Here is a 24,211-nt window from a genome sequence, read left to right on the forward strand (position 1 = left end):
GCCGGAAGGAGGCGACAGGTGAACCTGTTAGAAGCACTCGGGTTGCAACACCCGGTGATCCAGGCCGGCATGGGCGGCGGTGTGGCCGGCGGCGAACTGGCCGGATCGGTGTCGGCTTCCGGTGCGCTGGGCACCGTGGGAATCGCCGACCCGCACACCTTCGCCGGCGAGCTGCGCCGCGCGTCCGAGCTGGCGGGCAAACGGCCGATAGCGGCAAATCTGTTGGTGCCGTTCATCCGGAAGGCTCACGTCGATGCATGCGCCGCGGGCAAGGTCCCACTCGTGGTTCTGCACGGCGGCATCTCGGCGCGCTGGATCACCGCGTTGCGGGCGACGGGTGCTCGGGTGTTGTGCACCGTGGGCAGCGCAACGCAAGCGCGGCGCGCGCTGGCCGCCGGTGCGACGGGTCTGGTCGTGCAAGGTGTCGAAGCCGGCGGGCATTTGATGGCTGACCGTCCGCTGGAGGTGACGCTGCCCGAGGTGCTCGAGGCGGTCGACGACGTTCCGGTGCTGGCCGCCGGCGGAGTGGCCGACGCTGCCGATGTGCGCCGGCTGCTGGCCGCCGGAGCGACCGGCGCGGTGGCTGGCACCCGGTTCCTGCTCACCGAGGAGTCGCGCGCCCACCCCGAATACAAGAAGCGGGTGCTCGGCGCCGAGCGCACCCTTCGTACGTTGCTGTTCGGCGTGGGCTGGCATCTGGCACACCGGGTGGTGCCCAACGCGGCCACCGACCGGTGGTGCGCCGGCGACGACCTCGGGCCACGATGGATGCGGGGGCTCAACCGGGTCAGTGCCCCGCTGGGAAAGGCACTGCCGCTGACGGCTCTGGACACCATGGTCTCGCTGCAGCGCGGATGGCTGCCGCTGTACACGCCGGCCCTGCCGCTGGCCGGGATGAGCACCGCGGCAGTCGACCACACGGCGCTATACGCGGGCGAGACTGCCCACCGCATCCACGACGTCGTCCCGGCCGCGGAGGCGGTGGCCCGGCTCGCGCCGTGACCAGGCACCATAGACGGGTGCGTGTCACGCCGCCGGCGCCAGCCGGCCATCCCACACTGTGCGGCCGGCCCGTCGCCGCCGATCGCCCGTTGATCATGGCGATCGTCAATCGCACCCCGGATTCGTTCTACGACCGCGGCGCCACCTTCGACGACGATGCGGCTAAGGCCGCGGTACACCGGGCCGTCGCCGAGGGCGCCGACGTCATCGACGTGGGAGGCGTCAAGGCCGGGCCGGGGGAGAGCATCGACACCGCCGCCGAGACCGCCCGCGTGGTGCCTTTTATCGAGTGGCTGCGCGACGCCTATCCCGAGCAGCTGATCAGCGTCGACACCTGGCGCTCCGAGGTGGCCAGGCGAGCGTGCCGGGCCGGTGCCGACCTGATCAATGACACCTGGGGCGGCTTCGACCCTGCGATCGCCGAGGTCGCCGCGGAATTCGGCGCAGGGCTGGTGTGCTCGCACACCGGCGGCCTGCCGCCGCGCACCCGCCCGTTCCGGGTGAGTTATGGGATGAGCACCCGCGGCGTGGTCGACGACGTGATCCGCGAGGTCACCGCCGCGGCCGAAGCCGCCGTTGCGACCGGTGTGGCGCGCGACCGGGTGCTGATCGACCCGACTCATGACTTCGGCAAGAACACCTTCCACGGATTGGCGTTATTGCGCCATCTACCAGATCTCGTAAACACCGGCTGGCCGGTGTTGATGGCGCTGAGCAACAAGGACTTCATCGGGGAGACTTTGGGCGTGGATCTGACCGGACGGCTGGAGGGCACGCTGGCCGCCACCGCGCTGGCGGCCGCCGCGGGCGCACGGATGTTTCGCGTACACGAGGTCGAGCCCACCCGGCGGGTGCTGGAGATGGTGGCCTCGATCGGCGGACAACGGCCGCCGAAACGCACGGTGAGAGGACTGGCATGACCGCATCGGAGCTGGTCGATCTCGTCGGCGACGGCGTCCTGGCCGCCCGCCCCGGCGACACCTGGTTGTCGGACCGCAGCTGGCGCCCGGCCAAGACCGTCGACGAGCTGGTGGCCGCCAAGGCTGGACGGACAATTTCGGTGGTGCTGCCCGCCCTCAACGAGGAAGACACCATCGAATCGGTCATCGACAGCATTTCGCCGGTGGTCGGTGGCCTGGTCGACGAGCTGATCGTGCTCGACTCGGGCTCCACCGACGACACCGAGATCCGGGCGATCGCGGCCGGGGCCCGCGTCGTCACGCGCGAACAAGCCCTGCCCGACGAACCGCCACGGCCGGGCAAGGGTGAGGTGTTGTGGCGCTCGCTGGCGGCCACCACCGGCGACATCGTGGTGTTCGTCGACTCCGACCTGATCGACCCGCACCCGATGTTCGTGCCGTGGCTGGTCGGCCCGCTGCTCACCGGCGACGGCATTCACCTGGTCAAGAGTTTCTACCGTCGGCCGCTGACTGGCAGCGGCACCGGCGGCGGGCGGGTGACCGAACTGGTGGCCCGGCCGCTGTTGGCTGCGCTGCGGCCGGAGCTGAGTTGTGTCCTGCAGCCGCTGGGGGGCGAATATGCCGCGACCCGGGAGTTGCTGACTTCGCTACCGTTCGCGCCGGGTTACGGCGTGGAGATCGGCTTGCTCATCGACACCTACGATCGGCTGGGCCTCGACGCGATCGCCCAGGTCAACCTGGGGGTGCGGGAGCACCGTAACCGGCCGCTGGCCGAGCTTGGGCCGATGAGCCGTCAGGTCATCGCCACGCTGTTGTCGCGCTGCGGTGTCGCCGACTCCGGGGTGGGCCTCACCCAGTTTTTCGTCGACGGGCCAGACGGTTGTGGATACACGCCCTACACCACACCGGTGTCGCTGACCGACCGGCCGCCGATGAACACCCTGTCGCCGCGCTAGGTTCGATTCCGTGGCGTTGGTATTGCTGTATTTGGTCGTGCTGATTCTGGTGGCGATCGTGCTGTTCGGCGTGGCCAGCGCGCTGTTCGGCCGCGGCGAGCAGCTGCCGCCGCTGCCTGCGGCCACCACCGCGACGGCGTTGCCCGCTTCCGGCATCACCGGTGCGGACGTCGAGGCGGTCAAGTTCACTCAAGTGCTCCGCGGCTACAAAACCAGCGAAGTGGACTGGGTGCTGGATCGCCTCGGCCGGGAGCTCGATCTGCTACGTGGTCAGCTCGCGTCGGTGCAGGCATCGGCCACCGGCGACGACGACGATGGCGAGGACGGGGGCCGGGACTCGCCATGACCGCATTGCCCGACGACGGGCGGGTCCGTTGCGCCTGGGCTGATTCCAGCGAGCTGTACCGCGACTATCACGACAACGAGTGGGGCCGACCGCTGCACGGCCCCGTCGCACTGTTCGAGCGGATGAGTCTGGAGGCCTTCCAGAGCGGTCTGTCCTGGCTGACCATCCTGCGTAAACGGGAGAACTTCCGGCGGGCCTTCGACGGCTTCGACATCGAGACCGTCGCCGGCTATACCGACGACGATGTGGCCCGGCTGATGGCCGACGCGTCGATCGTGCGAAACCGCGCCAAGATCGAGGCGACCATCGCCAACGCGCGTGCCGCAGCCAACCTGGGATCGCAAGACCTCTCCGAGCTGCTGTGGTCCTTCGCGCCGCCGCCGCGGCCGGTCTCGCAGCGCCCCGTCGACGCCTCCCAGGTGCCGTCGGCAACTGCGGAATCGGTGGCCATGGCCCGTGAACTCAAGCGGCGCGGTTTCCGGTTCGTCGGGCCGACCACGGCCTATGCCCTGATGCAGGCAACCGGGATGGTCGACGACCATCTGCGCGCATGTTGGGTTCCTCCGGCACACCGTTGAGAATCGCCGGCAGCACGCCGAACCAGGGTCTTGTACACGCTGGCGGGTCCCATAGGGAACAATAGGGGGGTGAATTGGCAGTTCAACGCCGGGCGTGGCCGGGTCTCCACTGGTGTGGCGTACCCGGTACCGGCTAGGCCCGCATCGGCGGGCAGGCTCGAACCTGGAGGGAGCAGTCGATGGCGGCGATGAAGCCCCGGACCGGTGATGGTCCGCTGGAAGCGACCAAGGAGGGGCGCGGCATCGTGATGCGGGTACCGCTGGAAGGCGGTGGCCGACTGGTCGTCGAGCTGACGCCCGAAGAAGCCGCCGCGCTGGGTGACGAACTCAAGGGCGTCACCAGCTGATCGCTCGCCGCCGCCCGGCGACACTGCAGTGGAGCACCCCCAGCCGCGGAGCGGCGATGAGTAACGCCGGGCAATCGAACTAGGCACAGACTTTCCGGTAGATCTCCAGCGTTTGCGCGGCGATCTGCGCCCACGAGAATTCCTCGATACAACGCCGGCGCCCGGCCTGCCCGTAGCGCTTCGCCTTGGCCGGATCGGCGATCAGCGCGTTGACCGCCTCGGCCAGGCGGGCCTGGTAACCAACCGGATCGCCGGGGTCGTAGGGCACCAGCGATCCGGTGACTTGATCGACGACGACCTCGGGTATCCCGCCGACGTCGGAGGCCACCACGGCCGTCGCGCATGCCATCGCCTCGAGATTGACGATTCCCAACGGCTCATAGACCGAAGGACAGACGAAAACCGTTGCTGCCGACATTATTTCGCGAAGAGCGCCGATCGGCAGCATTTCCTGGATCCAGAACACACCGGTGCGGGTACGGGCCAGGTTGGCCACTGCGTCGGCGACTTCTGCACCGATCTCGGGAGTGTCGGGCGCCCCGGCGCACAGCACCAGCTGAGCGTCGGCGTCAAACTGGTGCGCGGCGGCCAGCAGATGATCAACGCCTTTTTGGCGGGTGATACGGCCGACGAAAGCCACGATGGGACGGTGTGGATCCACCCCCAGCTCAGCCAATATCGATCCGGTGGCGTCGGGTTCGGCGGGATACCAGGCCTGGGTGTCGACCCCGTTGCGCACGACATGCACTCGGCTCGGGTCTAACGCCGGGTAGACCCGCAAGACGTCGTCGCGCATACCCGAGCTGACGGCGATCACGGCATCGGCGTTGGTCACCGCGGTGTGCTCCACCCACGACGACACCCGGTAGCCGCCGCCGAGCTGTTCGGCCTTCCACGGCCGCAGCGGCTCGAGTGAATGAGCGGTCAGCACGTGCGGGATGTCGTAGAGCAGGGCGGCCAGGTGCCCGGCCATGCCCGTGTACCAGGTGTGCGTGTGCACCACATCGGCCTCGCCGGCGGCGTTGGCCATCGCGAGATCGGTGGACAGCGTCGACAACGCGAAGTTGGCCCCCTGCAGGCGCGGGTCGGGCTGATACGTGAACGCCCCGGGGCGGGCAGCGCCCATGCAGTGCACGTCGACCTGGCATAGGTTGCGCAGCTGCGAAACCAGCTCGGTCACATGCACGCCGGCGCCGCCATACACCTCAGGGGGATACTCCCGAGTCATCATCGCCACCCGCATATCGGGTCACGGTAGCTCAAATGGGTTGACAGACAGTCCGTCAACGTCGACCAATCGTGCAATTGACCTGGCAGTGCTGCGCAGCGGCCGATAGGTTTGAACCCATGAGGGAAGCACCACACGTGCTGGGCATCGTCCTGGCCGGTGGGGAAGGCAAGCGGTTGTATCCACTGACCGCAGACCGGGCCAAGCCTGCGGTTCCCTTCGGCGGCGCGTATCGGCTGATCGACTTCGTGCTGTCCAACCTCGTCAACGCCCGCTACCTGAGGATCTGTGTTCTCACCCAGTACAAGTCGCACTCGCTGGACCGCCACATTTCGCAGAACTGGCGGCTCTCCGGCTTGGCCGGGGAGTACATCACCCCGGTGCCGGCGCAGCAGCGGCTCGGCCCACGCTGGTACACCGGCTCCGCCGACGCGATCTACCAATCGCTCAACCTGATCTTCGACGAGGATCCGGACTACATCGTCGTTTTCGGTGCCGACCACGTGTACCGCATGGATCCCGAACAGATGGTCCACTACCACATCAACAGCGGGGCCGGCGCGACGGTGGCCGGCATCCGGGTGCCGCGTGCGGAAGCGACGGCGTTCGGTTGCATCGACGCCGACGATTCCGGTCGCATCCGCGGTTTCCTCGAGAAGCCCTCCAACCCGCCGGGAATCCCCGGCGACCCGGAGCACGCCTTCGTCTCGATGGGCAACTACATCTTCACCACCAAGGTGCTGGTCGACGCGATCCGCGCCGACGCCGAAGACGACCACTCCGACCACGATATGGGCGGTGACATCATCCCCCGGCTGGTCGAGGACGGAATGGCCGCGGTGTACGACTTCTCCGACAACGAGGTCCCCGGCGCCACCGACCGCGATCGGGCCTACTGGCGCGACGTGGGAACCCTGGACGCGTTCTACGACGCGCACATGGATCTGGTGTCGGTGCACCCGGTGTTCAACCTGTACAACCGGCGCTGGCCGATCAGGGGAGCGACAGAAAATCTGGCCCCGGCCAAGTTCGTCAACGGCGGCTCCGCCCAGGAGTCGGTGGTGGGCGCCGGCAGCATCATCTCGGCCGCCTCGGTGCGCAATTCGGTGCTCTCATCCAACGTCGTCGTCGACGACGGCGCGATCGTGGAGGGCAGCGTGATCATGCCGGGCACTCGGGTCGGCCGCGGCGCAGTGGTGCGGCACGCGATCCTGGACAAGAACGTGGTGGTGGGGCCCGGCGAAATGGTCGGGGTGGATCTGGACAAGGACCGCGAACGCTTTGCGATCAGCGCGGGCGGGGTGGTCGCCGTCGGTAAGGGCGTCTGGATCTGACGCTCTTCTCCCGTCGCGAGCGGGCGTGTTTGCACACGACACGCCGTCGGTGTACGTCATTTTGCGCCCGCTCGCCGGGGCTTCACCACACGTACGGCACCAGCCGGTAGGGCACCTGCCTCCGGTAGTCGTCGTATCCGCTGAGCTCCTGGGTGAGCAGCTGTTCTTCGTCGCGGATGCGCAGAGCAAGCGCGACCAGCCCGGGGATCACCAACAAAAGCGCCCAGTATGAGCCGAGGGCGAGCGGGATACCCACCATCATGATCACGTCTCCGGCGTACATCGGGTGGCGCACCAGACCGTATAGACCGGTCGAGGCCAGCTTCTGCCCCGCCTCGATGGTGACGTTCGCGGCCGCGTAGGCGTTCTGCACGACCACCAACATGGCAACGCTCAGCCCGATTGCCACCAGCACGTCACCGGCCAGCGACACCGCAGCGGGCACCGACGACCAGTTGAAGCGGTAGTCGAGCGCGCTGAGCACAATCATCCCCAACAGCGAAAACGCCGCGACGGAGATGATGACCTTCTGCGCCATCCTGGTCTCCGAGAACGGCCCGGCATGCATCCGCCGCTCGAGCGCCGCGGGGTTGGTGCGCAGTAGGTAGACGCTGGGAATCGAGGTGCACAGCGCGAACACGGCCAAGAACACCCACCCCTGCCAGTAACGCCATGTGCCGGCCGGCAAGAAGAGCAACAGGGCGAACACGGTGGCGCCGCAGATGCTTGAGAATGCAAATTTGCCAAGCATTTTCATGAAAAGCCTCCTTAGCTTCGTATGTCACGACGTCGAAAGGCGGCTATTCCCAGCACAATCAGTGTCGCATCAACCAGTAGAAGCCACAGCAGCGGAACGGCGGTGAAATCGCCGGCGCCGACCCGCGGAACATGCGTGAACGGTTCGGCGTTCAGCAGCCACTGCGGAGCACCGGACAGCGACCCCAGCAGATACAGCGCGACGAATCCCACCAACACGCCCCACGCCACCGGGGTGAAGCGTGGCAGCAGTCCGAACAATGCGACCGTCACGGCGGCCAGCAACCATACCGCGGGCAGGTGTGCCGCCGCGGTACCGACGACGATCGACAACTTGCCGCCGATGTCGTCGGCGGCGGCGCCGTAGACGAGTCCGGCCACCAGCCCGGCCAGCAGCAGCGCGGCTCCCGATCCTGCCAGCGCAATCACCAAATGGCTTGCTAGCCAACGAAACCGGCTGACCTCGCCGGCCAGCACCGTTTCCACCCGCTGACTGGTCTCTTCTTGATGCGGGCGCAGCGACAGCGAGATGCTGAACGCGGCCGCCACCATGGACACCATGCCGAAGGCCACCGTGATGAAGGCTTGTTCGAGCGCGCTGGTCCCGCCCATCCGCGTGACGATTTCGCGCGCGACACCGCTGTCGCCCAGCTCGTCGCCGATGCCGTGCACGACGCTGCCGATCAGCAGGCCGTACAGGCACAATCCGAGCGTCCACAACACCAACGCGCCGCGGTCCAGCCGCCAGGCGAGCCCGAACGCGCCCCGCAGTGTGGCGCCCGCGGTCGCCGGCCCCGGACGTTCGGCGATCAGGCCGGCACCCAAATCCCGACGGGCCAGCAGCCGGTAGGCCAGCGCCGTGAGCACCACGATCGTGGCCACATGTAGCACCAGCACCCACCAGCGGTCTACGGCGTACGGGCGCACCTGCAGCGACCAGCCCAGCGGCGACAGCCAGGACAGCTCGCCAGAGCCGGCGTCACCTACGGCGCGCAACGTGAAAGCCACCGCCAGCACGGAAAACGCCGCCCCGCGCGTGAACCGGGCGCTTGGGGACAGCTGCGCTGTGACTGCCGCGACCGCAGTGAAGACCAATCCGGAGGCGGCCAGCGCTGCGCCGAAGGCCAGCGATCCGCCCGGCGCGACATCGGTGGTGAGCAATCCCGCGGCGCCGAGCGCGCCGGTGCCGATCGACGCACCGAACGACATGAGCAAGGCGGCGGTCAAACTGGCGTAGCGGCCCACCATGGTCGAGTTGATGAGCTCGGCGCGGCCGGTCTCCTCATCCCCGCGGGTATGACGGATCACGGTGAGGATGACCGCTATGGCGATCAGCAGATGGAACATCCCCGCTTTCCAGATGCCGACGGCACCGAGGGTGTCGTTGTAGACCTGACCAAAGAGGGCACGGTGAGCCGGGCTCGCCATGATCGACGCGGCGAATGCGGCGCGGCCGGCCTGATCGGGGTAGATCTTGGCGACGCTGCCGACGTATACGCTGGCCAACGGCACCGAGAGCAGTAGCATCCACAGCGGCAGCACGAGTCGATCGCGGCGCAGATACAGCCTCAGCAGGCCCAGGGTGCCCGAAAAGCTCGAACTACGCTGCGGCGCTAGATGAGCCGGACGGTGCTGCAATGTGGTGCTCATATCCCCACCCGCTGTCCGCTGCGTTCCTGCCGGCCGTCAGGGTCGACGCCGTAGTGGCGCAGGAAGAGTTCTTCCAGGGAGGGCGGCTGGCTCACCAGGCTGCGAACACCAGCGTCGCCGAGTACTCGGATGAGTTCGCCGAGGCTTTGGCTGTCGACTTGGGCATGCAACGTGTTGCCGTCGATGCTGACATCGTCCACACCGCTGATCCGGGTGAGATCGCCGGGGTCACCGATCATCTCGGCTTTGATCGAGGTGCGGCTGAGATGGCGCATGGACTCCAGCGAACCGCTCTCCACGGTTCGCCCGGCGCGGATGATGGTTACCCGTTCGCACAGCGCTTCCGTCTCGGCCAGGATGTGGCTGGACAGCAGGATGGTGACACCGCGGTCGCGGGCCTCGCGGACACATTGTTGAAACACGTTCTCCATCAATGGATCCAGGCCGCTGCTGGGCTCGTCGAGAAGTAGTAGCCGCGCTCTGGACGAGAAGGCCGATATCAGCGAGACCTTTTGGCGGTTCCCCTTGGAGTAGGTGCGGGCCTTCTTGTGCGGATCAAGTTCGAAGCGCTCGATCAACTCCGCGCGACGTTGTTGGTCGATGCCTCCGCGCATGCGCGCCAGCAGATCGATGATCTCACCGCCGGTGAGCGACGGCCATAGGGTGACATCGCCTGGCACATAAGCGATTTGGCGATGCAGCTCGACGGCGTTGGCCCATGGATCGCCACCGAGCAACCGGACACTCCCGCCGTCTGCCTTCATCACCCCGAGCAGGATCCGGATCGTTGTGGATTTCCCGGCCCCGTTGGGGCCTAGGAATCCGTGCACCTCGCCTTCGTGGACCGTCATGTCCAGGCCGTCCAACGCCCGAACGACACCGAAGTTCTTTTTCAGACGGCGAATTTCGATGGGTACCTGATAGCTGTTAACTGGCATCGGCTTCTCCTTGTTCAGCTTTGGCCAGGAAGGCTTCGTACATGGTGCGGTCCGCCATCAGGCCTTCGGTGTAGAGCTCGAGGGAGGGCAATATCATGTCGTTCGCGTAGTCGCGCAATACTGCCCGTAAATCCGTTGGGGTTTCATGCATTTGCAGATACAGCAGAAAGCCGCCGCCCCCAGTGATCGCCAGATACTTCGCCCGAGCCTTCGGATCTCGGCTGGGCTTGAGGATGCCGTTCTGCACACCTTCGGCCAGATATACCTCAGCATTGCTGATCATCCTGCGCCATAAGGTATTTGCCAGTTCCCCGCCGGACTGCATGGTGCGCACGAGGTATGCGATCAACGGCGCGTATTCCTCGATCTCGGCCATCGCCGCGAACCAGGTTGCCGGATCGCTGGAGCGCATCGCCTCGGACTTGCCGGTGCGGATTTCTTCGGCGACGTAGTCGTCGCAGGCCTTGCGCAGACCTTCTTTGGACCCGAAGTGGTGGATGACCAACGCGGCGCTCACCCCGGCGGCCTCGGCGATCGTGCGCAGGCCGGCGTTGAAGCCGTGCTGGCCGAACTGCCTGATCGCCGCATCGCGGATGCGGGCGGCAGCGGTCAAATCGGCTGAACGCATGTTCAGTACATTAAACGCGCGTTCAGTCGGCGGTCAAGGGGAGGCCCGTCAGGAACCCGTAAAAAGTCGATCAGTCGCGAACCGCGGCGAGCAGGCCATCGCCCAGCGGCACCAATGCCGGGGTGAGGCGTTCGTCCTCGGCGATCAGGCGAGCCGCCTCGCGCACGGCGGTCACCTCGGCGTCGCGGGCATCGGGATCGCCGGCGCGTCCGCCCAACGCCGCCCGATGTACGACGACGACCCCACCCGAGCGCAGCAGGCGTATCCCCTCGACGACATAGTCGGGCTGGTCGATCGGGTCGGCGTCGATGAACACCAAGTCGTAGGACTCGTCGGCGAGCCGGGTCAGCACCTCCTGCGCGCGGCCGCTGATCAGCCGGGTGCGAGACGGCCCGACGCCGGCGTCGCTGAACGACTGCTTGGCGATGCGCTGATGCTCGGGCTCGATGTCGATGGTGGTCAAGACTCCGTCGTCGCTCATGCCCGACAGCAACCACAAACTGCTCACCCCGGCGCCGGTGCCCACCTCGACGACAGCTTTGCCGCCGCTGAGCTTGGCCAGCAGACTCAGCAGCGCACCGACCGCCGGAGTGATCGCACTGGCCCCGATATCGACGGCGCGCTCGCGGGCCTTCGCCAAGATCGCGTCCTCGGAGATCGATCCTTCGGCGTGGGCACAGATCGCGGCGGCCCGACTGGTTTGGGCCGGTTGACCCGGGGTCTCGTCGGTGCTCGCCATGCCCCGCAGCGTAGAACCAACTCCAGCGGCGCGCGGGCAGGCGCGCCCATCATTCGATCGACACGCCCGCCCAGCGAAGTCGTCTGTGTCACAGCGCCAGCCGAACGCCCAGCGCAAACGGGCGGCGGCGGGATTTCTCAGTGAACGTTCACCCGCGTCACATACCTCCCACACGCCGGTAAGCGAAGGTAGCGCCATGGAACGCGGAGGACGCGGAGAACGGTCCGGCGGGAATACCGCTTGGAACCTTCGCGTTGCCCGCGATGACGTATTGCCCAGTGTTGACGGCCCGACGAATCCGGAGGATCTCACCATCACCACCTCGATGAGCCCAGCCAGCATGTCGCACCCAGACCGGTACCGTGATGCCGGCTGGGTGGAGTCGTCTGAGGAGCCGTACGGTACGGCGGTCTTCGACGCGACGGGCGACAGAGCGGCCATGCCGTCGTGGGATGAACTGGTGCGTCAACACGCCGACCGGGTTTACCGGTTGGCCTATCGCCTTGCCGGCAACCAGCAAGACGCCGAGGACCTGACCCAGGAGACGTTCATCCGGGTTTTCCGATCGGTGCAGAACTACCAGCCGGGGACCTTCGAGGGCTGGCTGCACCGCATCACCACCAACCTGTTTCTCGACATGGTCCGCCGACGGGGGCGCGTTCGGATGGAGGCGCTACCCGACGACTACGACCGGGTGCCCGCCTCCGGGCCCGACCCTGAGCAGATCTATCACGATGCGCGGCTGACGCCTGACCTGCAGGCCGCGCTGGATTCGTTGGCTCCCGAGTTCCGCGCCGCGGTGGTGTTGTGTGACATCGAGGGGTTGTCCTACGAGGAGATCGGTGCGACGTTGGGCGTCAAGTTGGGCACCGTGCGCAGCCGCATCCACCGTGGCCGGCAGGCGCTGCGCGACTATCTGGCCAAGCATCCTGAGCACGCCGGGCGGTCCCGCGACGGCGCCACCGCCTGAGCGACACTCCGCCTTCTGGGCTGTTCAGTGGTGTCGCGCGCCGGGCGGCGCGCTACATTCGAGGTAGTGCGCGCATACTGGCCGGTGCCGAGAGGAGCAGGTGATGGTCGACCGGGGACATGTGTTCCGCCGCGCGTTCTCTTGGCTCCCCTCTCAGTTCGCCTCGCAGAGCGACGCGCCCGTCGGTGCGCCCCGTCAGTTCGGCTCTACCGAGCACCTGTCCATCGAGGCCGTCGCCGCATTTGTTGACGGTGAGCTGCGGATGAACGCGCATTTGCGGGCGGCTCATCACATTTCGCTGTGCCCGGACTGTGCCGCCGAAGTGGAGGATCAGCGCCGCGCTCGTGCCGCATTGCGCGACTCCAGCCCGATCCGCATCCCGAGCACGTTGCTCGGGCAGCTGTCCCAGATTCCGCACGCTCCACCCGACGACGGCCCGCTCGCTGAGCCGTTCGCCGACGGCACCACGCCTGACCGGCGTAAGCGCCGGTAGGGTGGATAATAGGTTGGCCACGCCGGTGATCCACGCCGGGGCGAAAGCGCGCGTTCTGCACGCGCCCGAAAGAGGATGACGTGACCTCCGACCAAGACAAGTACGGCGCACACCGGTTAGCTCCGCGGCCCGTTTACCGGCCGCCGGTTGACGCCGCGTCGCAAAAGACCTTCAGCCGTCCCGACGGTGTGCAGGGCTCGTTTGTCGCCGACGCCGTCCGCCCGCAGAAGTACCGCGACCAGAGCGAGTTCCGGCCGCACGACGAGCCGGCCGACCCGGTGCTTGCCGAGGCCTTCGGTCGGCCGTTCCCCGGCGTCGAATCGCTGCAGCGCCACCCCACCGATGCCGGGGCGTTGGACGGGGACCGGGGCAACGGGCTCGAGGAGCCTGACGACCCATGGCGCGACCCGGGCGCGGGCGCCGCGCTGGGGACCCCGGCGCTGGCGGCACCGGCTCCACGCGGTGCGGCTGGGCTGCGCGGCAAGCTCGGCGTTCGCGAGGTGTTGTTCGGCGGCAAGGTGTCCTACCGGGCGTTGGCCATCCTCGGCGTGATCGCGCTGCTGATCGGTTTCGCCGGCGGCTGGGTCGGCCGCAAGACCGCCGAGGTCGCCGAGGCGTTCACGACCTCGAAGGTCACTTTGTCCACCCACGGCAATGCGGAGTCGCCCGCGGGCCGGTTCGCGAAGGTGGCCGCCGCGGTCGCCGACTCCGTGGTGACCGTCGAGTCGGTCAGTGACCAGGAGGGCATGCAGGGCTCGGGTGTGGTGATCGACGGCCGCGGCTACATCGTCACCAACAACCACGTCATCTCCGAGGCGGCCAACAATCCGAGCCAGTACAAGACCAGCGTCGTGTTCAACGACGGCAAGGAAGTGCCGGCCAACCTGGTGGGCCGCGACCCCAAGACCGACCTGGCTGTCCTCAAAGTCGACAACGTCGACAATTTGTCGGTGGCGCGACTCGGTGACTCCGACAAGGTCCGCGTCGGCGACGAGGTGCTGGCCGCCGGAGCGCCGCTGGGACTGCGCAGCACCGTGACGCACGGCATCATCAGCGCGCTGCACCGCCCCATCCCGTTGTCGGGTGAAGGCTCGGACACCGACACCGTCATCGATGCTGTGCAGACCGACGCTTCGATCAACCACGGCAACTCCGGCGGCCCGTTGATCGACATGGACGCCCAGGTGATCGGGATCAACACCGCCGGAAAGTCGTTGTCGGACAGCGCAAGTGGACTCGGGTTCGCGATCCCGGTCAACGAGGCGAAAGAGGTCGCCCAGACGTTGATCAGGGACGGCAAGATCGTCCATCCGACATTGGGGTTGAGCACCCGATCGGTGAGCAACGCGATCGCCTCCGGGGCACAGGTGGCCAACGTCAAGGCCGGTGGTCCCGCAGAGCAGGGCGGCATTTTGGAGAACGACGTGATCGTCAAGGTCGGCAACCGGCCGGTGGCCGATGCCGACGAGATGGTCGTCGCGGTACGGCAGTTGACGATCGGGCAGGACGCCCCGATCGAGGTGGTGCGCGACGGGCGGCACGTCACGCTGACGGTGAAACCCGGGCCGGATACCAGTTAAGTGTTCGCCAACGTCGGTTGGGGCGAGATGCTCGTCCTCGTGGTAGTCGGGTTGGTGGTTCTGGGTCCCGAGCGGCTCCCGGGCGCGATCCGCTGGAGCGCCAACGCGTTGCGTCAGGCGCGCGACTACCTCCGCACGACGACGGCTCAACTGCGCGAGGACATCGGGCCCGAATTCGACGATCTGCGCGAGCCGCTGAGCGAGTTGCAGAAACTGCGGGGTATGACGCCGCGTGCGGCGCTCACCAAGCATCTCCTCGATGGTGACGATTCGCTGTTTACCGGCATGTTCGACCAGCCGCAGCAGTCGGTTTCACAGCCCGCCACCCCGTCGTCGGCAATGCCGCAGCTGCCCACCGATGGCCCTGCGCCGTTCGACGCCGACGCGACCTGAGCGGTCGCTACGTGAGATTGCTGTGAGATTGCGTGCAGGGTCGTGATTTTCGAAAAATCACGACCCTGACGGCAATCTCGCTGGGGAGCTAGTGGCGCACGGTGTTCAGGTTCAAAGACCTGCCGGCCAGGCCACGGCGCCGTGACGACAACGCGTCGGCGACATTGCGCAGCTCTTTGCCCACCGCCGAGTCGGGAGCGCTGAGCACGATCGGCACGCCGGAGTCGCCGGAGGCNGTGGTGGCGGGGGCGCCAGCCACGGCGGTGGTGCCGGGGGCGGCAACGCCGCGAGCCACGGCGGTTGTCCGGGCTGCGGCTGCATGCTGTCCTGCGGCCCGATGCAGATCACCGTGCAGTTCGACGCGCGCGGAGCGGTCTGCTGCTGCAGCCACGGCCACATCGGTTGCTGTGGGGACGCCCCGGGTGGCCCGAAGTCGATCAGCGGCGTTCGCGCCAGCGGGTCGGTGGATGGCAGGCCGTGGATGTTGAGCGGCAGGTCCGGGCCGAGGCCCTCGGGCTTTTCCAGATGCTCCAGGCGCATGTCGGCCAGCGGTGGCGCGGGCCCGGTCAGCGGCGGCAAGTCGACCGGCACCACGCCGGTGGCGTACGCCGCCGCCCAGCCCAGCACGTTCTGGGCATACGGCATCGAGTTGTTGTAGCGCAGGATCGCCGCCAGCACCTGCTGTTGGTCGCGCAGGTTCAACCCGCCGCTGCACAGATACCGGGCGGCCGCCAGCGTGGAGTCGTAGAGGTTCTGCGGATCGGCGACACCGTCGCCGTCGCCGTCGGAGGCGTAATGCGCCCACGTGCCGGGCAGGAATTGCATGGGTCCCATCGCCCGGGCGTAGGTGACCCGTCCGTCGGTGTTGCTTTGGACGATCACCTCGTTGCCGGGCAGCGAGCCGTCCAGCGCGGGGCCGAAGATCGGTTGAATGGCGGTGCCGTGGGCGTCGGTCGCCCCGCCGTTAGCGTGCATCGACTCGATGCGCCCGATGCCGGCCAGCAGGTTCCAGCTGATCCCACACGTCGGAGCGGTCACCGCCATTATCTGCTCGGCATTGCGGTACGCCGCCAGCGCCTTCGTCGGAATACGCAGTGCGCCAGGGGCACTCACCACCATAGTCGGTGGCGGCGCCGCCAAGTTGCCCGCTGCGATATGCAAAGCCTTGGGCGGATGTGCGAGCGAAATGACCAAAGGGCCCGATGGATCGCGAGAAACGGGCGCGACGGCAGCAACCCGAGCGATGCCGTTTTCGTGCACGGTCGGTTTTGGTGTGGCCAAGGGTGGAGCTGCGGCGCTGACGGCGCCGGCGAATACCAGCGAGATGATGGCGGCTACAACGAATACCGGGGTATCGCTTATGTGGGCTATCCGTCGGCGTATCGACTCTCGCAAGCGGGCGCTCCCAGCGAGCGCCGTGCGCTCACTTGAACGTCCCCGAAAGCGCACCCGACCGTCCTCAGTCTCCGAGCCCTATTAGGCACTTGTGAAACCACTTTGGGCCTCGTGAACTTAGTCACCATACATAACAGTTGTGGCGGCGTGTCCACAATCGCGGAGTATGTTACGAGCGCATTTTTGCTGCGGCTACCCGGACTTCGTGGAGCGGGCGTCCTCGCCGTGGCCTGTGCTTGCCGCGGTCGGGTGGGCCTGCTGCTCCAGGAGGCTACGCAGAGGTTCCAATTCGTGGCGTAGGTAGTCGCGTAGCTTGGCGACGTCGCCGAGCGCCAGGCGCAGCGCCGCCAATTCGCGGGCCAGGTACTCGGTGTCTGCCTTGGTCTGTTCGGCGCGGCGACGGTCCTCGTCCAGGGCAACCCGGTCGCGGTTCTCCTGGCGGTTTTGAGCCAACAAGATGAGCGGCGCCGCATAGGCGGCCTGGGTGGAAAAAGCCAGGTTGAGCAGGATGAACGGGTAAGGATCCCAGCGCAGGCTCACGGCGAAGACATTCAAAACGATCCAGGCCGCCACCACGATGGTCTGCAGCAGCAGATAGCGGCCGGTGCCGAAGAACCGGGCGACGGATTCGGTTACCGCCCCGAGGGTCTCCGGGTCGACGCGCGGCGCGCGCGTGCGTGAGGTGCGCGGGGTGTACAGGCGCTGGCGCCCCGACGGCCTGATCACGATGACCCACCGGCCGCGTCCAGCACCGGTTCTTCGGCGCGCTCCCGCCAGTCATCCGGCAGCAAATGGTCGAGCACGTCGTCCACGGTCACCGCACCCAGCAGGTGCTGCTGGTCGTCTACAACCGGCCCGCAGACTAGGTCGTAAGCAGCAAAGTACCGGGTCAGTGCCGGCAACGAGGTTTCCGGCGCCAGCGAGGGCAGGTCGGTGTCCAGGATTCCGCCGACCAGTGTGGCCGGTGGCTCGCGCAGCAACCGCTGCAACGGCACACAACCCAGGTACTGCCCGGTCGGTGTCGCGGTGGGCGGGCGCACCACGAACACCAGTGACGACAGTGGCGTGGGGACGTCAGAGTCACGGACCCGGGCCAGCGCTTCGGCGACCGACGTGTCAGGGGTCAGCACCACCGGGTCAGACGTCATCAAGCCGCCCGCGCTGTTGGGGGAGTGCGTCAGCAGTCGTCGCACCGGATCGGACTCTCCGGGGTCCATCCGGCGCAGCAATACCTCGGCCTCGGAGGGATTCATCACCCCGAGCAGATCCGCGGCGTCGTCGGGATCCATCTTTTCGAGCACGAAGGCCGCGCGTTCGTTGCCCAGCTGAGCTATCACATCGGCCTGATCCTGTTCGGGCAGCTCCTGCAAGATGTCGGCCAGCCGCTCGTCATCCAGCGCCTTGATCACCTCGTAGCGCCGTTTCGGTGGCAGCTCGCGCAGGGCGTCGGCGACCTCGATCGGCCGCCACTCCTCGAACTGGTGCAGCAGCTGCGCCACACCCTGTCCCGGCATTGCCAGTGCCGATGGCGTCAGACCCACCACGTTGTCCCAGTCCACGACGTAGACGTTTGCGCGCCGACCCAGTCGGCGGGAGTTGCGAACGGCGACGCGGGTCACCACCCAGTCGCGGGTGCGGGTCTGTTCGATGCCGAGGTCGGTGACCACGACGTCGGTATCGGCCAGCTGCGGCAGCTCGGGATCGTCGACCCGGACTTTGGTGTCCAGAACCTGTCCCAGCACCAGCACTTCGCCGGGCCGCTGCTCGAACCGGTGCAGCGACACGCTGGTGGTGTTCAGCGTCACCGCATTCGGCTCAATTGCGGCGACCCGACCCATGGGCAGGAAAATCCTTCGGCGAGAAGGCAATTCGACGACAAGACCGAGTACCCGTGGTTGTCGACGAACAATGCTGATGCTGATGACGACATCGCGTACCCGGCCGACTGACTCGCCCAACGGGCCCAGCACCAGCATGCGCGCAAGCCGTGCTGCGTACACCCGGTTGATCGACGTCATGATTCAAACTGTAGGAGTGAAATGGTGAATAACGCTTATCGACCCCGGCGAACGTGCCTGTCGGTCCCCGGCAGCAGCCAGAAGATGATCGAAAAGGCCAAGGCGCTGCCGGCAGACGAAGTCTTCCTCGACCTCGAGGATGCGGTCGCACCCGACGCCAAAGCGACGGCGCGCACCCGGGTGGCTGCAGCGCTCACCGAGCCCGGCTGGGGTGGGCAGTTGCGCGGCGTCCGGGTCAACGGCTGGACCACACCGTGGACGCACGCAGACATCATCGAAGTGGTGGCAGCTGTCGGTGCTGCGCCCGAGGCGACGCTGGATGTTGTTGTGCTGCCGAAGGTTTCCGACGCCTCACACGTCACCGCGCTCGACCTGCTGCTCACCCAGTTGGAGACAATCCACGGATTGGAAGTGGGTGGCATCGGCATCGATGCACAGATCGAGGATGCCCGCGGGCTGCTGAACGCCGACGCAATCGCCGCCGCACCGCGGGTGCAGGCGCTGGTGCTGGGCCCCGCCGACCTGATGGCCAGCCTCAACACCCGCACGTTGGTTGTCGGTGAGCAGCCCGAGGGCTACGACGTCGGCGACGCCTACCACCACGCGTTGATGACGATTCTGGTGGCCGCGCGCGCTCACGGTGTCGCCGCCGTCGACGGTCCGTACCTGAAGGTGCGCGATATCGAGGGATTCCGGCGGGTGGCGGGCCGGTCCGCGGCGCTGGGCTACGACGGCAAATGGGTGCTGCATCCGGATCAGATCGCGGCCGGCAACGAAATTTTCAGCCCCCGCCAGGATGAATACGATCACGCCGAGCTGATCTTGGAAGCCTACGAATGGCATACCTCGAGGGCAGGCGGTGCGCGCGGGGCGGTCATGCTCGGTGACGAGATGATCGACGAGGCCAGCCGAAAGATGGCGTTGGTCATCGCGGCCAAAGGCCGCGCCGCCGGCATGCAGCGGCAGTCGAAGCGCTTCGAGCCGCCAACGGGTGGCTAGGTGGCTGTGCGGATGATCAGGACAAAGATGATCCAGGCCATCACCGACAGCACCAGCGCGACCGCGCCGATACTGATGCCGGCGATGGCCAGACCGCGTCCGGGTTGGGACGTCTCGCTGATCTGGTTGAGCGCAACGATGCCGAACACGATTCCGGCGATCCACCCCGCGACGCCGATATAACACAGAAACACCAGCGGAAATCCCATGATCGAGGTCATCAGCGACGCGATCGCCATGCTGTTGGTGCCGGCAGGCGGGGGTCGGTACGGGTTGTAGGGATCGGCGTATCCATAGCCCCCATAGCCCCCGTAGCCTCCATGGCCTCCGTAGCCGGGATATGCCGGATATCCGCCCGATCCGGGGTAGGGGCCCGCCGGGTATCCGTACGGCGGTTGTGGTGGTGGATAGTCCGGGTAATCCAGGGGCGCCGGGGGATCGACCGGTGCGGGTGGGTTATCCCATCGTGGGTATTGTTCGCCGCCGGGATTATGAAACGGCTGGTCGGGGCCGGCCATGGTCGCTAGCGCACGCCGAACGTGCGCGGGCCCAACGTGATGGCGGCGATCAGGTAGACGACGAGGACCACGACGCCGATCGCGATACCGGCGACGGCCAGGCCGTATCCCTGTTGCCGAGTCTGCTTGATCTGGTTGAGTGCAATGGCGCCGAGCACGATGCCGACGACACCGGACAGACAGAAGACCCAACCAATCAGCGAGGCAACCAACGAGGCGATCGCCAGCGCGTTGGTTGTGGGTGGTTGGCCATAGCCGCCTGTGTAATCGGGGTAGCCGCCGGGCTGCGGCGGAGCCCCGTAACCGCCGGCAGACGCGCGGTAGTCGGCAGGCGGAGGCGGGTATGGCGACCCGCCGTAGCTTCCAGGCGCGTAGCCGGGGGGCGGTCCACCCGGCGGTGGATAGGAGGGCGGCGGGTAGGCCGGAGGCGGATAGCCGGCTGACGGCGGCGGGAAGTTGCCCGTGTTTTGCTGGGGCTGCTGGGGTTGGGAGGGCTGGTCTGGGCGGTCTTGCGCTTTCTCGTCGGGGTCGCCGCCAGGAACTGTCATGCTTTCAAACTAGACCTTTCAAACTAGGCGATGTGTGCCGGATGCGGACCATCACAATTACTGGCGGCACACAGCGCCGTCGACCCAGCGCGGCGTGTCGCCAGTTGGTACTCCGCAGAGGAGAATAGGACCATGACCAGCCCCTTCCAGCCCGGACAAGTTCCCGGCGCCACTCCCGCCAGCCCAGCCGCGGGGCGCCGCGGAGCGCCCGGATTGCCGACGCCCCCGAAGGGCTGGCCGGTGGGCTCGTACCCCACCTATGCCGAGGCGCAGCGAGCGGTCGACTACCTCTCCGATCAAGATTTCCCGGTCCAGCAAGTGACGATCGTCGGCGTCGACCTCATGCAAGTCGAACGAGTAACCGGTCGGCTGACCTGGCCGAAAGTTCTGGGAGGCGGGGTGATCTCCGGCGCCTGGCTGGGCCTGTTCATCGGATTGGTGCTGGGCTTTTTCAGCCCGAACCCGTGGGCCGCACTGGGCACCGGCTTTATCGCCGGGGTGTTCTTCGGCCTGATCACTTCGGCCGTCCCGTATGCGATGGCACGCGGAACACGCGATTTCAGCTCGACCATGCAGCTGGTGGCCGGGCGTTACGACGTACTGTGTGACCCGCAGAATGCCGAGAAGGCCCGCGACCTGCTGGCCCGCCTGGCGATCTGACGGGCGGCCAAACCGCGGCGTGTTGCGTATCACGCGCGCGGGCCTCTACCGTTCTGGCGCGGGACAACCGCATGAAGAGAAGAGAGGCGGTGTGGTGGCGAGTCGCAGCCGCGTATGGCGGTTGGGCGCAGCCGTGTTGGCAACGCTGACCACCGTTGCACTGTCCTCATGCGGGACCGCCGACAACGGCGTGGTGGTCAGCCTCTACACACCGGCCAACGAAGCAGCGACGTTCACCGCACTTGCTCAGCGATGCAACGAGCAGGTCGGCGGGCGGTTCACTATCCGGCAGTACAGCTTGCCCCGCTCGGCTGACGACCAGCGGCTACAACTGGCTCGTCGACTCACCGGCAACGACCGCACGCTGGACGTGATGGCCATCGACGTGGTGTGGACCGCGGAGTTCGCCGACGCGGGCTGGGTGCTGCCGCTGTCGGACGATCCTGCCGGTCGCGCGGAGGCCGACGCCACCGCCGACACGCTGCCCGGCCCGCTGGCGACCGCCCGTCGTCTCCACAAGCTGTACGCCGCACCGATCACTACCAATACTCAATTACTTTGGTACCGAGCGGATTTGATAGACAAGCCACCGACCACCTGGGACGCCGTGGTGGCTGAGGCAAGCCGGCTGCATGCCGCGGGTAAACCCAGTTGGATCGGCGTGCAAGCCAAGCAGTACGAGGGGCTCGTGGTGTGGTTCAACACGTTGCTGGCCAGCGCCGGCGGCCGTGTGCTTTCCGACGACGGCACCTCCGTCACGCTGACCGACACGCCTGCGCACCGGGCCGCGACAATCAAGGCACTGCAAATCCTCAAGGCGGTGGCCACTGCGCCCGGCGCCGACCCGTCCATCACCCAGACCGACGAAGGCACCGCCCGGTTGGCGCTCGAGCAAGGCAAGGCCGCGCTGGAAGTCAACTGGCCGTTTGTGCTGCCTTCCATGCTGGAGAACGCGGTCAAAGGCGGGGTGGCGTTTCTACCACTCGACAGGCGGCCAGAGCTGGCGGGCAGCATCGACAGCGCGGGCAACTTCGCGCCGACTGTTCAGCAGTTCCGCACGGCCTACGACGCGAGCCAGCGGGTGTTCAGATTCGCCGGTTATCCCGCTGTGCAAGCCGGCCGGCCGGCCCAGGTGACGATCGGGGGGTTGAATTTGGCGGTGGCCAAGACGACCCGCCATCGGGCCGAGGCCTTCGAGGCGGTGCGCTGCCTGCGCAGCCTGCCGAATCAGAAGTACATCTCGATCGAAGGTGGTCTGCCCGCGGCGCGGGCATCGCTGTACTCCGACCCGCAGTTCCAGGCCGCCTATCCGATGTACGACGTCATTCGTCAGCAACTCACCAATGCTGCGGTGCGCCCGGAGACACCGCTGTACCAAGCGGTCTCGACCAGGATCTCGGCGACGTTGGCTCCCATCACGAAGATCGACCCGGAGACGACGGCTGACGCGCTGACCGAGCAGGTGCAAAAGGCCATCGATGGGAAAGGGCTGATCCCGTGACCGCGGCGGCTCCCGAGAGCCGTTCGGAGCGGCGTCTGGCGTTTTTTCTGGTCGGTCCTGCGGCGATGCTGATGCTGGCGGTCACCGCCTACCCGATCGGGTATGCCGCCTGGCTGAGCCTGCAGCGTTACAGCTTTGCCACGCCGGAGAACACCGCCTTTGTGGGGCTGGCCAATTACCAGACCATCTTGACCGACCGGTTGTGGTGGACGACGCTGGCGGTGACGCTGGCCATCACGGCCATTTCGGTGGCGATCGAGTTTGCGCTGGGCCTTGCGGCCGCGCTGGTGATGCACCGGACGCTGGTGGGCAAAGGTGTCGTGCGCACCGCGGTCTTGATCCCCTACGGCATCGTCACCGTCGCCGCCTCGTACAGCTGGTATTACGCGTGGACGCCGGGCACCGGGTATCTGGCGAACTTGCTGCCCCAAGGTGCCGCGCCGTTGACCGCGCAGATCCCGTCGCTGGCGATCATCATCTTGGCAGAGGTCTGGAAGACGACGCCGTTCATGGCGCTGCTGCTGCTGGCCGGGCTGGCGTTGGTGCCCGACGATCTGCTGAAGGCCGCCCAGGTCGACGGCGCCGGCGCCTGGCGGCGACTGTTCAAAGTCATCCTGCCGTTGATGAAACCGGCGATCGTGGTGGCCTTGCTGTTCCGCACCCTGGATGCGTTCCGGATCTTCGACAACATCTATATCCTCACCGGGGGCTCAAACCACACCGGCTCGGTGTCGATACTGGGCTACGACAACTTGTTCAAGGGCTTCAATGTGGGTCTGGGGTCGGCGATTTCAGTGTTGATATTCCTGTGCGTGGCCCTGATCGCGTTGATTTTCATCAAGGTTTTCGGCGCCGCGGCGCCCGGTGGTGACGGTCGTGGTTGACCGGATCGACACCAGGCGCGCCGCCGGCTGGGTGGTCATCGACGCACTGGTGCTGGTTTATGCGCTGATTCCGGTGCTGTGGATTTTGTCGCTGTCGCTCAAACCGACCTCAACGGTCAAGGACGGCAAGCTGATTCCGTCATCGGTGACCTTCGACAACTATCGCGGAATTTTCCGCGGCAACTTCTTCAGCTCGGCACTGATCAACTCGATCGGCATCGGTTTGATCACCACCGTGATCGCAGTGGTCATCGGAGCGATGGCGGCCTATGCGGTGGCACGGCTGGACTTTCCGGGCAAAACCCTGCTGGTCGGTGCCGCGTTACTGATCGCGATGTTTCCGCAAATCTCATTGGTCACACCGATTTTCAATATCGAGCGCACCCTCGGGTTGTTCGACACCTGGGCGGGGCTGATCATCCCGTACATCACGTTCGCGCTGCCACTGGCTATCTACACGTTGTCGGCATTCTTCCGGGAAATCCCATGGGATCTCGAGAAGGCCGCCAAGATCGACGGTGCCACACCGGGCCAGGCCTTCCGCAAGGTGATAGTCCCGCTGGCGGCACCCGGAATCGTGACCGCGGCGATTCTGGTCTTCATCTTCGCCTGGAACGACTTGCTGCTGGCGCTGTCGTTGACCGCAACCAAAGCGGCCATCACCGCTCCGGTGGCGATCGCCAATTTCACCGGAAACACGCAATTCGAGGAACCAACTGGATCCATCGCGGCCGGCGCGATGGTGATCACCGTCCCGATCATCGTTTTTGTTCTAATCTTCCAACGACGGATTGTTGCCGGCTTGACCTCTGGTGCGGTGAAGGGATAGC

The 24,211-nt window shown here is 66.6% G+C and carries 27 protein-coding genes; 16 read left to right on the forward strand and 11 right to left on the reverse strand.

Translation table 11 applies throughout. The features are described 5' to 3' along the window. The first annotated feature begins 18 nt into the window (after positions 1 to 18). The 6 genes from MSP7336_RS12075 (at position 19) to MSP7336_RS12100 (ending at position 4,149) form a co-directional block, all read left to right on the forward strand. A complete protein-coding gene (locus MSP7336_RS12075) occupies positions 19 to 1,002 on the forward strand; it encodes an NAD(P)H-dependent flavin oxidoreductase (RefSeq protein WP_069395505.1) in 984 nt (327 codons plus the stop codon). Between the two features lie 95 nt (positions 1,003 to 1,097). Beyond that, a complete protein-coding gene (gene folP / locus MSP7336_RS12080; protein ID WP_244917542.1) occupies positions 1,098 to 1,922 on the forward strand; it encodes a dihydropteroate synthase in 825 nt (274 codons plus the stop codon). Beyond that, positions 1,919 to 2,878, forward strand: coding sequence for a glucosyl-3-phosphoglycerate synthase (locus MSP7336_RS12085; protein ID WP_113963781.1), 960 nt, complete (start codon positions 1,919 to 1,921; stop codon positions 2,876 to 2,878). Before folP ends, MSP7336_RS12085 begins: the two co-directional genes overlap by 4 nt. 10 nt (positions 2,879 to 2,888) lie before the next feature. Continuing rightward, positions 2,889 to 3,224 carry a DivIVA domain-containing protein gene (locus MSP7336_RS12090; protein ID WP_069395585.1) on the forward strand — a complete coding sequence of 112 codons (336 nt, stop codon included), beginning with the start codon at positions 2,889 to 2,891 and terminating at the stop codon, positions 3,222 to 3,224. Between the two features lie 5 nt (positions 3,225 to 3,229). Then, complete coding sequence (locus tag MSP7336_RS12095; protein ID WP_069395584.1) at positions 3,230 to 3,802, forward strand: DNA-3-methyladenine glycosylase I; 573 nt, start codon at positions 3,230 to 3,232, stop codon at positions 3,800 to 3,802. A gap of 179 nt (positions 3,803 to 3,981) precedes the next feature. Next, positions 3,982 to 4,149: a DUF3117 domain-containing protein gene (locus MSP7336_RS12100; protein ID WP_003931055.1), complete on the forward strand. Its 168-nt coding sequence runs from the start codon at positions 3,982 to 3,984 to the stop codon at positions 4,147 to 4,149. Positions 4,150 to 4,228: 79 nt separating this feature from the next. Here the strand turns inward: MSP7336_RS12100 and glgA are convergent, their stop codons facing one another. Then, positions 4,229 to 5,392, reverse strand: a complete 1,164-nt coding sequence (glgA, locus tag MSP7336_RS12105; RefSeq protein ID WP_069395503.1) for a glycogen synthase — start codon at positions 5,390 to 5,392, stop codon at positions 4,229 to 4,231. Positions 5,393 to 5,496: 104 nt separating this feature from the next. On the opposite strand from glgA, the gene glgC reads away from it, so the two are divergent. Next, positions 5,497 to 6,711, forward strand: a complete 1,215-nt coding sequence (gene glgC / locus MSP7336_RS12110; RefSeq protein ID WP_069395502.1) for a glucose-1-phosphate adenylyltransferase — start codon at positions 5,497 to 5,499, stop codon at positions 6,709 to 6,711. A gap of 82 nt (positions 6,712 to 6,793) precedes the next feature. On the opposite strand, the gene MSP7336_RS12115 is transcribed toward glgC, so the two are convergent. The 5 genes from MSP7336_RS12115 to MSP7336_RS12135 all read right to left on the reverse strand — a co-directional run bounded on the left by MSP7336_RS12115 (position 6,794) and on the right by MSP7336_RS12135 (position 11,422). Then, positions 6,794 to 7,468, reverse strand: coding sequence for a methyltransferase family protein (locus MSP7336_RS12115; RefSeq protein WP_113963782.1), 675 nt, complete (start codon positions 7,466 to 7,468; stop codon positions 6,794 to 6,796). An 11-nt stretch (positions 7,469 to 7,479) separates the two neighbouring features. Beyond that, the gene (locus MSP7336_RS12120; RefSeq protein ID WP_181786712.1) at positions 7,480 to 9,117 is read right to left on the reverse strand and encodes an ABC transporter permease; all 1,638 of its coding nucleotides are present in this window, start codon (positions 9,115 to 9,117) and stop codon (positions 7,480 to 7,482) included. Then, complete coding sequence (locus tag MSP7336_RS12125) at positions 9,114 to 10,055, reverse strand: ABC transporter ATP-binding protein (protein ID WP_113963783.1); 942 nt, start codon at positions 10,053 to 10,055, stop codon at positions 9,114 to 9,116. Before MSP7336_RS12125 ends, MSP7336_RS12120 begins: the two co-directional genes overlap by 4 nt. Next, on the reverse strand, positions 10,045 to 10,683 hold the full coding sequence (locus MSP7336_RS12130) for a TetR/AcrR family transcriptional regulator (RefSeq protein WP_113963784.1): 639 nt from the start codon (positions 10,681 to 10,683) through the stop codon (positions 10,045 to 10,047). The genes MSP7336_RS12125 and MSP7336_RS12130 overlap by 11 nt, the downstream gene beginning before the upstream one ends. Positions 10,684 to 10,753: 70 nt before the next feature. Then, on the reverse strand, positions 10,754 to 11,422 hold the full coding sequence (locus tag MSP7336_RS12135) for an O-methyltransferase (protein ID WP_069395497.1): 669 nt from the start codon (positions 11,420 to 11,422) through the stop codon (positions 10,754 to 10,756). A 196-nt stretch (positions 11,423 to 11,618) separates the two neighbouring features. Here MSP7336_RS12135 and sigE point away from each other — a divergent pair, with 196 nt between their 5' ends. The 4 genes from sigE (at position 11,619) to tatB (ending at position 14,858) form a co-directional block, all read left to right on the forward strand. Then, complete coding sequence (gene sigE, locus MSP7336_RS12140; protein WP_113963785.1) at positions 11,619 to 12,392, forward strand: RNA polymerase sigma factor SigE; 774 nt, start codon at positions 11,619 to 11,621, stop codon at positions 12,390 to 12,392. A gap of 103 nt (positions 12,393 to 12,495) precedes the next feature. Continuing rightward, positions 12,496 to 12,885 carry an anti-sigma E factor RseA gene (gene rseA, locus MSP7336_RS12145; RefSeq protein ID WP_069395495.1) on the forward strand — a complete coding sequence of 130 codons (390 nt, stop codon included), beginning with the start codon at positions 12,496 to 12,498 and terminating at the stop codon, positions 12,883 to 12,885. An 80-nt stretch (positions 12,886 to 12,965) separates the two neighbouring features. Beyond that, positions 12,966 to 14,465, forward strand: coding sequence for a serine protease HtrA (htrA, locus tag MSP7336_RS12150; protein ID WP_069395494.1), 1,500 nt, complete (start codon positions 12,966 to 12,968; stop codon positions 14,463 to 14,465). Further along, entirely contained in the window at positions 14,466 to 14,858 is a 393-nt protein-coding gene (gene tatB / locus MSP7336_RS12155; RefSeq protein WP_069395493.1) for a Sec-independent protein translocase protein TatB, read from the forward strand. Between the two features lie 111 nt (positions 14,859 to 14,969). Here tatB and MSP7336_RS12160 read toward each other — a convergent pair whose 3' ends face one another. The 3 genes from MSP7336_RS12160 to MSP7336_RS12170 all read right to left on the reverse strand — a co-directional run bounded on the left by MSP7336_RS12160 (position 14,970) and on the right by MSP7336_RS12170 (position 18,271). Further along, a complete protein-coding gene (locus MSP7336_RS12160) occupies positions 14,970 to 16,307 on the reverse strand; it encodes a lytic transglycosylase domain-containing protein (protein WP_425325745.1) in 1,338 nt (445 codons plus the stop codon). Between the two features lie 138 nt (positions 16,308 to 16,445). Then, positions 16,446 to 16,979, reverse strand: coding sequence for a DUF1003 domain-containing protein (locus MSP7336_RS12165; protein ID WP_113963786.1), 534 nt, complete (start codon positions 16,977 to 16,979; stop codon positions 16,446 to 16,448). Then, positions 16,976 to 18,271 (reverse strand): magnesium transporter MgtE N-terminal domain-containing protein, encoded by a 1,296-nt coding sequence (locus MSP7336_RS12170; RefSeq protein WP_069395489.1) that lies wholly within the window; start codon positions 18,269 to 18,271, stop codon positions 16,976 to 16,978. Before MSP7336_RS12170 ends, MSP7336_RS12165 begins: the two co-directional genes overlap by 4 nt. Before the next feature lie 24 nt (positions 18,272 to 18,295). Between MSP7336_RS12170 and MSP7336_RS12175 the strand changes: the two genes are divergently transcribed. Beyond that, entirely contained in the window at positions 18,296 to 19,270 is a 975-nt protein-coding gene (locus MSP7336_RS12175; protein WP_113964883.1) for an HpcH/HpaI aldolase/citrate lyase family protein, read from the forward strand. Here the strand turns inward: MSP7336_RS12175 and MSP7336_RS23820 are convergent. Next, a complete protein-coding gene (locus MSP7336_RS23820) occupies positions 19,267 to 19,788 on the reverse strand; it encodes a DUF4190 domain-containing protein (RefSeq protein ID WP_113963787.1) in 522 nt (173 codons plus the stop codon). The two genes, MSP7336_RS12175 and MSP7336_RS23820, sit on opposite strands and share 4 nt — an antisense overlap. Positions 19,789 to 19,793: 5 nt before the next feature. Beyond that, entirely contained in the window at positions 19,794 to 20,336 is a 543-nt protein-coding gene (locus MSP7336_RS12185) for a DUF4190 domain-containing protein (RefSeq protein ID WP_069395486.1), read from the reverse strand. Positions 20,337 to 20,468: 132 nt separating this feature from the next. Between MSP7336_RS12185 and MSP7336_RS12190 the strand changes: the two genes are divergently transcribed. From MSP7336_RS12190 to MSP7336_RS12205, 4 genes are all read left to right on the forward strand, one after another. Continuing rightward, positions 20,469 to 20,996 carry a general stress protein gene (locus tag MSP7336_RS12190; RefSeq protein ID WP_069395485.1) on the forward strand — a complete coding sequence of 176 codons (528 nt, stop codon included), beginning with the start codon at positions 20,469 to 20,471 and terminating at the stop codon, positions 20,994 to 20,996. A 91-nt stretch (positions 20,997 to 21,087) separates the two neighbouring features. Next, positions 21,088 to 22,497, forward strand: a complete 1,410-nt coding sequence (locus tag MSP7336_RS12195; protein WP_113963788.1) for an extracellular solute-binding protein — start codon at positions 21,088 to 21,090, stop codon at positions 22,495 to 22,497. Beyond that, the gene (locus tag MSP7336_RS12200; protein ID WP_244917451.1) at positions 22,494 to 23,381 is read left to right on the forward strand and encodes a carbohydrate ABC transporter permease; all 888 of its coding nucleotides are present in this window, start codon (positions 22,494 to 22,496) and stop codon (positions 23,379 to 23,381) included. The genes MSP7336_RS12195 and MSP7336_RS12200 overlap by 4 nt, the downstream gene beginning before the upstream one ends. Before the next feature lie 4 nt (positions 23,382 to 23,385). Continuing rightward, positions 23,386 to 24,210, forward strand: a complete 825-nt coding sequence (locus MSP7336_RS12205; protein ID WP_113964884.1) for a carbohydrate ABC transporter permease — start codon at positions 23,386 to 23,388, stop codon at positions 24,208 to 24,210. The last annotated feature ends 1 nt before the right edge of the window (position 24,211 follow it).

This window comes from Mycobacterium shimoidei (assembly GCF_900417275.1).
GTDB classification, from domain to species: domain Bacteria; phylum Actinomycetota; class Actinomycetes; order Mycobacteriales; family Mycobacteriaceae; genus Mycobacterium; species Mycobacterium shimoidei.

Excerpts from the sequence above, each read along its gene's own strand:
- sigE (WP_113963785.1), top strand. The coding sequence starts at position 11,619 with ATGGAACGCGGAGGACGCGGAGAACGGTCCGGCGGGAATACCGCTTGG.
- glgC (WP_069395502.1), top strand. The coding sequence starts at position 5,497 with ATGAGGGAAGCACCACACGTGCTGGGCATCGTCCTGGCCGGTGGGGAA.
- glgA (WP_069395503.1), bottom strand. The coding sequence starts at position 5,392 with ATGCGGGTGGCGATGATGACTCGGGAGTATCCCCCTGAGGTGTATGGC.
- MSP7336_RS12135 (WP_069395497.1), bottom strand. The coding sequence starts at position 11,422 with ATGGCGAGCACCGACGAGACCCCGGGTCAACCGGCCCAAACCAGTCGG.
- MSP7336_RS12185 (WP_069395486.1), bottom strand. The coding sequence starts at position 20,336 with ATGACAGTTCCTGGCGGCGACCCCGACGAGAAAGCGCAAGACCGCCCA.
- MSP7336_RS12130 (WP_113963784.1), bottom strand. The coding sequence starts at position 10,683 with ATGCGTTCAGCCGATTTGACCGCTGCCGCCCGCATCCGCGATGCGGCG.
- MSP7336_RS12170 (WP_069395489.1), bottom strand. The coding sequence starts at position 18,271 with ATGACGTCGATCAACCGGGTGTACGCAGCACGGCTTGCGCGCATGCTG.
- MSP7336_RS12120 (WP_181786712.1), bottom strand. The coding sequence starts at position 9,117 with ATGAGCACCACATTGCAGCACCGTCCGGCTCATCTAGCGCCGCAGCGT.
- MSP7336_RS23820 (WP_113963787.1), bottom strand. The coding sequence starts at position 19,788 with ATGGCCGGCCCCGACCAGCCGTTTCATAATCCCGGCGGCGAACAATAC.
- rseA (WP_069395495.1), top strand. The coding sequence starts at position 12,496 with ATGGTCGACCGGGGACATGTGTTCCGCCGCGCGTTCTCTTGGCTCCCC.
- MSP7336_RS12115 (WP_113963782.1), bottom strand. The coding sequence starts at position 7,468 with ATGAAAATGCTTGGCAAATTTGCATTCTCAAGCATCTGCGGCGCCACC.
- MSP7336_RS12125 (WP_113963783.1), bottom strand. The coding sequence starts at position 10,055 with ATGCCAGTTAACAGCTATCAGGTACCCATCGAAATTCGCCGTCTGAAA.
- MSP7336_RS12085 (WP_113963781.1), top strand. The coding sequence starts at position 1,919 with ATGACCGCATCGGAGCTGGTCGATCTCGTCGGCGACGGCGTCCTGGCC.
- MSP7336_RS12190 (WP_069395485.1), top strand. The coding sequence starts at position 20,469 with ATGACCAGCCCCTTCCAGCCCGGACAAGTTCCCGGCGCCACTCCCGCC.
- MSP7336_RS12100 (WP_003931055.1), top strand. The coding sequence starts at position 3,982 with ATGGCGGCGATGAAGCCCCGGACCGGTGATGGTCCGCTGGAAGCGACC.
- folP (WP_244917542.1), top strand. The coding sequence starts at position 1,098 with ATGGCGATCGTCAATCGCACCCCGGATTCGTTCTACGACCGCGGCGCC.